10 protein-coding genes are annotated in these 10,730 nt (G+C 46.0%); 4 read left to right on the top strand and 6 right to left on the bottom strand.

All coding sequences use genetic code 11. The features are described from left to right. The 6 genes from QTO00_RS07665 to pspA all read right to left on the bottom strand — a co-directional run. A partial coding sequence (locus tag QTO00_RS07665; RefSeq protein ID WP_331424061.1) for an efflux RND transporter permease subunit occupies positions 1–2,405 on the bottom strand: 2,405 nt, incomplete at its 3' end. Continuing rightward, positions 2,402–3,487: an efflux RND transporter periplasmic adaptor subunit gene (locus tag QTO00_RS07660; protein ID WP_331424060.1), complete on the bottom strand. Its 1,086-nt coding sequence runs from the start codon at positions 3,485–3,487 to the stop codon at positions 2,402–2,404. The genes QTO00_RS07660 and QTO00_RS07665, both read right to left, overlap by 4 nt. Before the next feature lies 1 nt (position 3,488). Beyond that, positions 3,489–4,520 (bottom strand): efflux RND transporter periplasmic adaptor subunit, encoded by a 1,032-nt coding sequence (locus tag QTO00_RS07655; protein WP_331424058.1) that lies wholly within the window; start codon positions 4,518–4,520, stop codon positions 3,489–3,491. A 188-nt stretch (positions 4,521–4,708) separates the two neighbouring features. After that, complete coding sequence (gene pspC, locus QTO00_RS07650) at positions 4,709–5,128, bottom strand: envelope stress response membrane protein PspC (RefSeq protein WP_331424057.1); 420 nt, start codon at positions 5,126–5,128, stop codon at positions 4,709–4,711. Continuing rightward, positions 5,091–5,324: an envelope stress response membrane protein PspB gene (pspB, locus tag QTO00_RS07645; protein WP_038205165.1), complete on the bottom strand. Its 234-nt coding sequence runs from the start codon at positions 5,322–5,324 to the stop codon at positions 5,091–5,093. The genes pspC and pspB overlap by 38 nt, the downstream gene beginning before the upstream one ends. Before the next feature lie 80 nt (positions 5,325–5,404). Continuing rightward, the gene (gene pspA / locus QTO00_RS07640; protein ID WP_038205167.1) at positions 5,405–6,073 is read right to left on the bottom strand and encodes a phage shock protein PspA; all 669 of its coding nucleotides are present in this window, start codon (positions 6,071–6,073) and stop codon (positions 5,405–5,407) included. 201 nt (positions 6,074–6,274) lie between these two features. Here pspA and pspF point away from each other — a divergent pair, with 201 nt between their 5' ends. The 4 genes from pspF to QTO00_RS07620 all read left to right on the top strand — a co-directional run. Beyond that, on the top strand, positions 6,275–7,267 hold the full coding sequence (gene pspF / locus QTO00_RS07635) for a phage shock protein operon transcriptional activator (RefSeq protein ID WP_331424054.1): 993 nt from the start codon (positions 6,275–6,277) through the stop codon (positions 7,265–7,267). Between the two features lie 108 nt (positions 7,268–7,375). After that, complete coding sequence (locus QTO00_RS07630; RefSeq protein ID WP_331424053.1) at positions 7,376–8,989, top strand: ABC transporter substrate-binding protein; 1,614 nt, start codon at positions 7,376–7,378, stop codon at positions 8,987–8,989. Then, positions 8,989–9,951: an ABC transporter permease gene (locus tag QTO00_RS07625; protein WP_331424051.1), complete on the top strand. Its 963-nt coding sequence runs from the start codon at positions 8,989–8,991 to the stop codon at positions 9,949–9,951. The genes QTO00_RS07630 and QTO00_RS07625 overlap by 1 nt, the downstream gene beginning before the upstream one ends. Next, positions 9,938–10,730 (top strand): ABC transporter permease subunit (locus tag QTO00_RS07620; RefSeq protein WP_331424050.1); only part of this gene is annotated, 793 nt, incomplete at its 3' end. The genes QTO00_RS07625 and QTO00_RS07620, both read left to right, overlap by 14 nt.

The raw sequence follows: 10,730 nt of genomic DNA, 5'->3' as shown, positions 1-10,730 counted from the left end.
ACTTGCTGCAATGGGATGTATTCGCTCAGCGCCGGACTCCAAATTTTCATCCCTTCGATATTGCGAATATCAACACGCTCGTCTTCTGGCAAGCGTGCCACTATCGGCATCAACGTTGTACCGTCTCGATAAACACCAATCGACTGACCAGAGAATGACATCGCTAAGAACTCATCCACGTCAGACTTACTAATACCGTAACGGCGCGCTTGGCTCTCATTAAACTGCGGCTCAAGCACTTTGGTGCGTTCACGCCAATCGTGACGAATATTGGTCGCGGCTGGATCAGCATGCATGATATCTGCGACTTGCTTAGCAATGCCTCTCAGGACAGTAGGGTCGGAACCAATAATTCGCGCTTCGATTTTCGCCCCGCCACCAGGTCCAAGCTCGATTTGTTTAAGCTTGTAGTTAATCTCGGGGAAGTTGTCTTCTAAATGCAGCCTAAAGCTCTCCATTAAAGCACCGAGCTGTTCATAATTATCTACACGAGTAGTGATCTCACCATAGGCCGCGTAACTCTTCTCTGGCGCGTAGGTAAGCATAAAGCGCTGTAGACCTTTACCAGCAGTCGTTGTCACGTGATCTACGCCGTCTTGAGAGGAAATCCATGACTCCAATGCTTTCAGCTTAGTGTTGGTTGCGCGAATATCTGTACCTTCAGGCAGCCAAATATCAGCTTGGAAGATAGGCGTTGTCGAAGATGGGAAGAAAGACTGTTTCACGTGAGTAAAACCAACGATACTCACCGCTAAGCCAACGATCAGCACCACGACGGTTAGCCATGCACGCTTCATACAAAACTCAAGGAAGCCTTTGTAAACAACAAAGATCATTCCATTGTATGGGTCACTGTCATCACCTTCTTGTTTAAACTTTTGACCTTTAAAGAAGATATCAGCAAAAAATGGCGTAAGCGAAATCGCAGTAAACCAACTCAGCATCAAAGAGATCAATAGCACTGTAAACAAGGTGCCACAATACTCACCAGTCGCATCTTCCGACAAACCAATTGGCGCAAACGCGGTTACCGCGATGACGGTAGCCCCTAATAGCGGCCATTTTGTTTGAGTGACAATATCGGTGGCGGCTTGCATCCTCGTCCGCCCTTTCTGTGTCCCTATGAGGATCCCCTCGACCACCACGATGGCGTTATCCACCAACATACCAAGCGCGATAACCAAAGCACCCAGAGAAATCCGCTGCAGATCGATAGCAAAATACTTCATAAAGATGAAGGTACCCAATACCGTCAACAGCAAGATTAGACCAATCAATAAACCAGAGCGCAGCCCCATAAAGAACAATAGGACGATAATTACGATAGCAACCGCCTGACCTAAACTAACCACGAAGCCGCTTACCGACTTATCCACCTCTTTTGGCTGGCTATAGATTTCCGAGATTTCTACCCCAACCGGCTGCTGATATTTCAACTCAGCTAAACGTCGATCAAAGCGTTTGCCAACTTCAACGACATTGACCCCTTGCGAGAAAGAGACACCCAGGTTAAGGGCTAGATGGCCGTTAAAAGTGATAATATTGCTTGGTACTTCAACATAACCCCGTTGAATATTCGCCACGTCTTTTAGATAGATAAGCCCTTGAGCGCCACTCTCAGTAATAATTAAATCACCCAGTTGATCGACGTTTTGGAACTCACCGGTTGGCTGAATACGGATATACTCGTCACCAATTCTTACTGCACCTGCATCGGACACGACATTTTGCGTCGAGAGCAAATTGAACACAGTGTTCGGCGCCACACCAAGACTGCTCAAGCGCTTCATCGAGATTTCGATAAACACCTGTTCTTGCTGCTCACCAGAGACGGATACCTTGCTTACACCGTCGATCAACTCGAGTTCACGACGCAGATAGTCGACGTAGTCGAGCAACTCTTTGTAACTGTATCCGTCACCTGTCACCGCCAACAAAATACCGTATACATCGCCAAAATCATCGATAACCGAAGGGTCATTGACCCCTGGTGGTAATTGGCCTTTTAGATCATTCACCTTGCGGCGTAGTTCATCCCATATCTGAGGAAGATCGTCCGGGCCATAGTTATTCTTCATCGAAACCGTTATCTGCGAAAGGCCACGGCTTGAAATAGAATTAACTTCATCGACATAAGTCAGCTGCTGAATGGCCTTCTCAATCGGGTAAGTCACCTCTTCTTCAACCTGTTGCGGTGTCGCACCTGGATAGGAAGTCACCACCATAGCGTCTTTAATGGTAAAAGCCGGGTCTTCCAAACGGCCAAGGCCAAAGAAAGCTGCCGTCCCCCCAATCAAGAAGATCAGTGAAATCATCCAACTGATCACCCGATTGCGGATAAAATAGGCTGCGATGCCCGTTACATTCTCGTCAGCTTGAGACGAGCTATTGTTGTGTTCACTCATTGACTCGTCTCCTGCTTAACAACCTGCACTTTCATCCCTTCCCTTAGCCTAGAAACACCCGCAACGACTACGGTATCGTTACTACGTAAACCATCTAACACTTGCACTGAATCCTTGTTGGCTTTTCCCGTCACAACCTTCTGTTTACTAACAGAACCGTCATCATTAAATAGCCAAACAAACTTGTTTTCACGACCTACATCATCGCCGTCTGCATTGAATATCGCTTCAATCGGAACTTGGATACCCCCTACAAACTCAAGACCGACATCTTGTCCTTTTGATGTCACCTCAACGGCCATGCCGTCTAGAATAAATTCCCCTTCAGGCATAGGAAGTGACAACGTCACTGTAAACGTTCCAGTTGCTGGATCGGGTTCAGTCGTGAACTCTTTAATTGACGCAACATATTCATTGCCTGTCGGAACACGTACCACAGCTTCAATACCTTCAAGTGACTCCGGTGTAGGCTGATTAGCGTGCAGTTGATCCGGCAGTTGTATCAGCACTTCAACACTATCTGTAGTGTGGATATTCACAATCTGTTGGCCAACTTGGACGTTCTCATATTGATCGACATTCACTCGAGATATGATCCCATCCACTGGCGCTGTTAGCTTAGTAAACGACAAACGTAACTTAGCTAGCTCAAGCTCTGCGTATGCAATTTGGCGGTTAGCAGCAATCTCATCAAATTGCGATTTTGCTAGTAAACCTTTGTCAACCAAAGGCTTCGATCGCTTGTACTGGCTATCTATCACGCTATAGCGAGCAGATGCGTTATCGACTTCAAGCTTATAATCGGTGGGTTCAAGCTCTGCAATGACATCACCCTTAGCAACCCGAGTTCCCTCTTTGACATAAACTTGGCTGACTTCTCCAGCCACACGGAAGCTGAGATGAGAACGTTCCGCGGCGTTAGCAACAGCCGGAAAATAGAGGCGATCTTCACTAACAAGTTGCTCGTTTAGCTCTAACACCTTGACCTTAGGATCCCCAAAATCCACATATTGAGGTTCACCACCACAACCCGTGACCAGTGCAGCAGACGAGAGTGCACACAAATAAAACCACTGCTTCATGTTACAGACCTCGCTCTTTAATCCATTCTCGAACTTTAATGCCCGGAGAGATGCCATTCACACCGGAGATCACAATCTGATCGCCTTCATTTAAGCCACTCTGAACTTGTCGCTTATCGTTAATCTCTATATTGGCCTTTTCGACGATGCGTTGAGAATCAACACGCCAAACGTAAATTTGGCCGTCCTCTTCCATCAAGGCCGAAGGCGGTATTCTCGTTGCACCTGTGGACTCCACAGTGACATGTATGTTGCCTGACATGCCAGGAAGAATACCCACATCGTTAGGTCTTTCCATTACCATGGTCACTTTATAAGAGCCCGTTTTTGAATCCGCTTCAGTGTCGATTTCTTGAAAAGTCAGCTCGTACTCGCTCTCAGGGAAAGCGTCATAGGTCATCTTTGCTTCAAGGTTAATACCGCTAGCAAATCGATTGAGGAGGTGGTCTGGAAGCTGGAAGATCACTTTCATCAACTGAGTCGTTTGGATGTTCATCACACCTTGTTTTGCCGCGATGAACTCATGAGCCTCTGCCGGAACAATTGAGATGGTGCCATCATAAGGTGCAACCAATCGGGTATAGCGCAAATTGGCCTGCGCCTGTTCTAATGTTGCTCGTGCTGAGTTGCGTTTTGCATTCGCTTCATCAAAGTCTTGCTCGGACACGACTTTGTCTTCACGCAGCTTTTTATATCTTTGATATTGGACATCGGCCAGTCGGTACTGTGCCTGTGCTTGCTTCTCTAACAGGGTATATTCATCTGAATTAAGAGAGGCTAACACATCGCCTTTACTAACGGGCTGCCCTGCAACAACATTGATAGACTGTAGTTGACCAGGAACACGGAATGCGAGAACGGCTTTATCACCGGCTTCTGACGTGGCAGGAAAAGAGCGTTCAAACTGAGCATTGCCAATGGAAACCGTAAACAGCTTAGCGGGTCGAGAATCCGGCTCAGGAACAGGAGGGAGCTCCTTACCGCAGCCACTTATCACCGCAGCTACCGCAAGAAAGAAAACAGATTTGCGCATATTCATTCATCCATTTGCAACGACTAGTTACAAAGATAGATGAATGCCTTCTCCTCTTCCATAGATATGAGGGAAAATATTTTAATAATTAATACTTTGCTTGGTTTTTAAGTTAAACGTCGCACTTTTGAACCTCTGCCTTTAGACTCGGGGCTTGAGATTCAAAAGTACGCTTGCAGTTTGAGTCATTACAAAGATCGGAACTCTTTGTCGACTTTAAAAGTGTCTGAGGTCACATAGGCTTCAATATCACGGATCTGATTCTCTAACTTATGAAAATCTTTTTCGATTGTATTGAGCAACACCTCTGGTGTTTGCCCTTGTTGCCAAGGCTTATTTTTTAGCTTGTGCTCTTGTTCGGCCTTGATTGACTCCACATAATTGGCTGGCTGTTTCTCAATCATCAGGGTCATCGCTACGTACGCGAGCAGTACTAAAAAACTGCCTCCAAGTAACGCAGCGGAAATGACTAGAATCCTAACTAGCCAAACCTCAAGAGCAAAGTAGTTAGCTAAGCCCGCACAAACTCCGGTCAGTTTACCGTTGACGGGATCTCGATACAGCTCTCTTCTATTCATATCTACGTCTCCAAGTTGGAGACTCTGCATCGAGAATTCGCTCCAGTGTATCCACTCGGTTTTGCATACTGGCCGCTTTTTGCGATAGTGACTCTAAACGCTGCAAATCCTCCTGCGACAAACCTGTATTCGTATTTTTCTTACTACGGTAGTGCAAGAAAAGCCACAAAGGTGCCACAAAAATCAAAAAGACAATCAATGGACCAGCGATAAAAGCAGACGACATAAATAACTCCTTAGTGAAAGGCAGATAGACACAGTTCAACACCTATCTACCTAAGTTAACTTAACAAAATATAATCGGAATTACTTTTTCTCTTCCATTTGCTGCTTGAGCTTTTCGAGCTCCTTTTCAATTTCATCTTGAGCTTGCAGCTCAGCGAACTCTTGATCGAGTGATTTCGCATTACCTGTCTTCGCATATAAGTCAGCTTCGGCTTCCATTTCGTCAATCTTACGCGAGTACTGCTCAAACTTAGCCATCGCTTCACTAGTGCGAGCCGTATGCAGATGCTTTTGAACATCGCGACGATTGGAAGCCGTTTGGCTACGAATCGCTAACGCTTGTTGCTTGGCGCGAGTTTCGGTAATTTTGGTTTCCAATTTGCTAATTTCGCCAGTGAGCTTATCAATGGTCTCTTCCACCAGAGTTTGCTCATCATGTAACCCCTTTAACATGTCTTGCAGTTTTTGCTTTTCAATCAAAGCAGCACGAGCCAAATCTTCCCGCTGCTTAGTGAGAGCGAGCGTCGCTTTTTGCTGCCACTCTTCAACCGAGTCTTCAACAGACTCCACTTTACGCGCCAACTCTTTTTTGTCAGCAATCGCTTTTGCAGAGTTGGTGCGTACCTCAACCAATGTATCTTCCATTTCTTGGATGATTAAACGAATCATCTTTTCTGGATCTTCAGCTTTGTCGAGTAGAGCGCTGATGTTTGAATTTACGATGTCGGCGAATCGAGAGAAAATACCCATGGCTAGGCTCCTTACTGTATTACTATCAAGTCATCACCTGGATAACTCAGGGAAATAGATGTGTTGCTAGTATGTATTCCAAGATGCGTGCCAATCTTAAAATTAATTAAAATCAAACATTTAAAAAAACTCACCTTGCAATCAACACCATATTGTGATGAATTTAGCCTATAGTTGGTAAATTTAACCACGGAGCTATTCATGCAGCAGAACCTGATCGGCGAATCCCCCGCTTTTCTCTCGGTGTTAGACAAAGTTTCTAAACTCGCAGCGATTGATCGCCCCGTACTGATTATTGGCGAACGAGGGACAGGTAAAGAACTGATTGCTCAACGTCTGCACTATCTTTCAAAGCGTTGGGACCAACCGTTAATCTCGCTCAACTGCTCAACCTTAAGTGAAGGACTCATTGACTCGGAACTTTTCGGCCACGAACAAGGCTCATTTACTGGCTCTAAAGGGCGTCATAAAGGGCGATTTGAACGTGCTGAAAACGGTACACTATTTTTAGACGAGCTTGCCACCGCACCATTGCTCGTTCAAGAAAAACTGCTACGAGTGATTGAATACGGTCAATATGAGCGAGTGGGAGGGCACCAATTACTGAACGCCAATGTTCGCCTTGTGTGTGCGACCAATGCAGATCTGCCACAAATGGCTAACGAAGGCAGTTTTCGCCCTGACCTATTAGATAGACTTGCCTTCGATGTGGTTCATCTGCCTCCTTTGCGTGAAAGGCAAGAAGATATCTTACTGTTAGCCGAGTATTACGCGATCAAGATGTGTAGAGAGCTCGGTTTTGAGTACTTTGTCGGTTTTTCATCCAGTGCTCAACAAAGCTTGCTCGACTACCAATGGCCAGGCAACGTTCGAGAATTAAAAAATGTCATTGAAAGAGCCGTTTATCAACACGGTACAAAAGATGAACAGATAGACCAGTTAATTTTCGACCCTTTTCAATCTGCATGGGCACCAAAAGCTTCAGAAGATGAAGTGACCGAGATTACCGAACCCACATCGTTTCAGTTCCCTATCGACTACAAACAGTGGCAAGAACAGCAAGACCAACTCATACTGAGGGAGGCACTACATCAAAGCCAGTTTAATCAACGCAAAGCCGCGGAGCTTCTTGGCCTAAGTTATCATCAGTTAAGGGGCATGGTTCGTAAATATGATCTGAACAATCTTAGCTAAATTTGTACTTTTACTTTGGTGACACTAGGTAAATAGTGGTAAATTAATCGGATCTTAAGGCATAATGGACAGTTCCATTGTGCTTTGTCGCAGACACATGTTCTTTCTATGAAAGCATTCATTCAGTTTACATTAGGTATAGTCAGCCTCGGCCTGCTCGCAGGGTGCGGTGAAGAACTTGATCATGACAAAATCCGTCAAAGCGGATTTGTTTACTGTGGTCAAGACGGCCCTTCTACCTTCAACCCTCAACTGGTCGACAGCGGTATTACAACTGAAACGCTCAGTCCTCAGTTGTTCAATACACTGCTCACGCTAGACAACGAGTCATATCAGCCTGTTCCTAGCTTGGCAACGGATTGGTCAGTGAATAAGCAAGGTACAGAATATACCTTTACGCTACGCAAAGGCGTTCAGTTCCAAACTACCGCTTGGTTTACTCCGTCAAGAGCGATGAATGCTGATGATGTGGTGTTCAGTTTTAGGCGCATCATTGACCCAACCAACCCTTTTCACTATGTCGGTAGCGGACTCTACCCTTGGTTCAGTGGCATTGAATTCCAGAATCTCGTCGTCGATGTGACTGCACTGTCAAGCGACAAGGTTAAGTTTACCTTGAGCCAAGCTGACAACAGTTTCTTATCAAATATTGCCACCAGCCATGCTGTCATTCACTCTAAAGAGTACGCATCGCAATTGGAACTGGCTGATGAAAAAAGTATGTTGGATAGCCACCCTGTTGGAACAGGCCCCTTCTACCTGGCGGAATATCAAGTAAATGACCTCATCCGCCTAAAAAGGCACAACACGTATTGGCAATCACGACCAAAAATGGCGCAAGTCGTGGTTGATATTTCACAACGTGGCACTGGAACACTGGCTAAACTGCTGAGAAATGAGTGTGACGTACTTATTTCTCCACTCTCTAGCCAACTACCGATCATCGAACAAGCAGCGGATATCGAGCTTACCGCTAAACGCGCGATGAACATCTCTTTCATTGCGGTCAATACCTCCCACCCTGCGCTAAATGATGCGCGGGTGAGAAAAGCACTCAACTACTCGATCAATCGCCAAAATATACTCGATTCAGTCTATTACGGTACAGGCAGCCAAGCTTATTCAGTGCTACCACCTTCATCGTGGGCCTACCAAAAAGATGTGGTACAGATTCGTTACGATCGCAACTACGCGATTGCCCTTCTAAGAGACGCGGGATACAGCAAAGGGTTAGAGTTGACTATGTCGGTCCCACTTACGCCACGCGCCTATAACCCGAGCCCAAGAAAAACCGCTGAGTTGATTCAAGCCAACCTAGCTGATGTTGGCATTACACTCAGACTTGTTACCGATGATAGATTGGACCGCAGCAGTATAAACGAACACGTCGACCTGCACTTAACAGGTTGGATCGCAAACACTGGCGACCCAGACAATTTCTTGCGCCCTCTACTGTCGTGCCATTCGAAGAAGAGTGGACTCAATGTGTCTAGTTGGTGTAATCCTGACTTTGACTTTTTGCTCGATCTTGCCTTAGAAGTAGACAAGCGTCGCTACCGACAAAATCTCTATAATCAGGCACAAAATATACTCAACGAAGAGTTTCCCGTAATTCCGTTAAACCATGGTGTCCAGCTTCAAGCCAAACATACATCACTGAGAGGCTTTAAAGTCAGTCCATTTAACGCCCAACCCTTTGACAACGTCGAGAGGTACAAATAATGCTTTTGTATACGGTTAGGCGCTTCAACCTATTTATCATTACCTTGCTGATATTAACCATGGTCGGGTTTAGTATCCTGCGACTAGAGCCAACGTCACCATGGGCGCTGCATGATTTTTGGAATGGTTGGATGCTCTACCTAGGTGAATTGATGCAACTTAACCTAGGCGTCACCAAACTTGGGACACCGATCATCGACGAATTGAGAATTGTTTTTCCCGCAACGCTTGAGCTGATAATCATCGCATTTATTATTTCACTCTTGATTGGTATCCCAATTGGTACTCTTGCGGGAATGAAACAAGGAAAGTGGATCGACACCTTCATCTCATTTACCTCAATGTCAGGTTACTCTGCCCCGATATTTTGGGTCGCATTGTTGATGATTATGGCATTTTCACTCCATTTCCAAGTGTTCCCTGTCGCAGGACGCTACGATCTGCTCTACCAAATTGAACATGTGACGGGATTCGCCATTATCGACGCCTTTTTTGCAAGCGGACAGTATCGAGCCCATGCATTGCAAAGTGTTTTAGAGCATTTGATCTTGCCGTGTTTGGTACTCGCGCTTGCTCCAACGACTCAGGTTTTAGGTTTGATGCGCGCTTCGGTTGCCGAAGTCATGGCGCAAAACTATATCCGCGCAGCGCGGATTAAGGGCCTATCAACCCATGAGATTGTTACTCAACACGTACTACGCAATGCTATCCCACCGATCATTCCCAAAATCGGTGTACAGCTCTCTAGCATGTTGACCCTCGCAATTATTACTGAGTCGATTTTTAACTGGCCTGGCATTGGTCGTTGGCTGTTAGACGCGCTTTCAAACCAAGACTATGTGGCTATTCAAGCAGGGGTTATTGTGGTCGCGACTTTTGTTCTCACTGCAAACATTTTGTCTGACTTGATCGGCGCTATGGTCAATCCTTTAGTAAGGAAGGAGTGGTATGCTAACCGATAACGTCTATCAAGAAGAGCGCATCCCAACCCAGTTCGAACGCTTCTGGCGTAGCTTCCGTGCCAACAACCTCGCAATGTTTGGCCTATGGTGCTTGCTGATCCTGTTCTTAATTACTCTGGTAGCCCCTTGGATAACACCCCATGACCCGCAAGCACAAACTGGGGAGTTGCTTATTCCCCCTTCTTGGAACCCTGCAGGTACAGTCGAATATTTCCTTGGTACTGACGATCTAGGTCGAGATATTCTTTCACGGCTAATCGAAGGCTCGCGCCTAACCTTTGGTGCCGCGTTTGTCATCACACTAGTTGCCACTATCGTCGGCTGTGTCATTGGCGTTCTAGCCGGCATGACTAGAGGGTTGTTATCCAGTGTGCTCAATCACCTACTTGATACGGTAATGTCGATTCCATCACTGCTGCTGGCGATTATCTTCGTTGCCTTCCTCGGCTTTGGCGAGTTCAACATTTTACTCGCGATCTGCTTAGCCTTGATCCCAAGATTTGTACGCTCAGTCTACATCGCGGTTCATACCGAAGTAGAAAAAGATTACATCATGGCGGCTCGCTTAGATGGTGCAAACCGATTCTATCTGTTGTGGAACTCGATACTACCTAACGTTTTAGTCATTATCGCTGCAGAAGTAACACTGGCTTGGTCTATCGCTATTCTGGATATTACTGCACTTGGTTTTCTTGGCTTAGGCGCTCAAGCACCGAGTACCGAGTGGGGTGCAATTCTTGGTGACTCCGTAGAACTCATCTACCTTGCGCCATGGACAG

Source organism: Vibrio sp. M260118 (assembly GCF_036533755.1).
GTDB lineage: Bacteria > Pseudomonadota > Gammaproteobacteria > Enterobacterales > Vibrionaceae > Vibrio.
This window is presented reverse-complemented; position numbering and strand designations above follow the sequence as displayed.

Bases quoted from the DNA above. Each gene is read 5' to 3' on its own strand.
- QTO00_RS07660 (WP_331424060.1), bottom strand. From the start codon at position 3,487: ATGAAGCAGTGGTTTTATTTGTGTGCACTCTCGTCTGCTGCACTGGTC.
- QTO00_RS07655 (WP_331424058.1), bottom strand. From the start codon at position 4,520: ATGCGCAAATCTGTTTTCTTTCTTGCGGTAGCTGCGGTGATAAGTGGC.
- pspC (WP_331424057.1), bottom strand. From the start codon at position 5,128: ATGCAGAGTCTCCAACTTGGAGACGTAGATATGAATAGAAGAGAGCTG.
- pspB (WP_038205165.1), bottom strand. From the start codon at position 5,324: ATGTCGTCTGCTTTTATCGCTGGTCCATTGATTGTCTTTTTGATTTTT.
- pspA (WP_038205167.1), bottom strand. From the start codon at position 6,073: ATGGGTATTTTCTCTCGATTCGCCGACATCGTAAATTCAAACATCAGC.
- pspF (WP_331424054.1), top strand. From the start codon at position 6,275: ATGCAGCAGAACCTGATCGGCGAATCCCCCGCTTTTCTCTCGGTGTTA.
- QTO00_RS07630 (WP_331424053.1), top strand. From the start codon at position 7,376: ATGAAAGCATTCATTCAGTTTACATTAGGTATAGTCAGCCTCGGCCTG.
- QTO00_RS07625 (WP_331424051.1), top strand. From the start codon at position 8,989: ATGCTTTTGTATACGGTTAGGCGCTTCAACCTATTTATCATTACCTTG.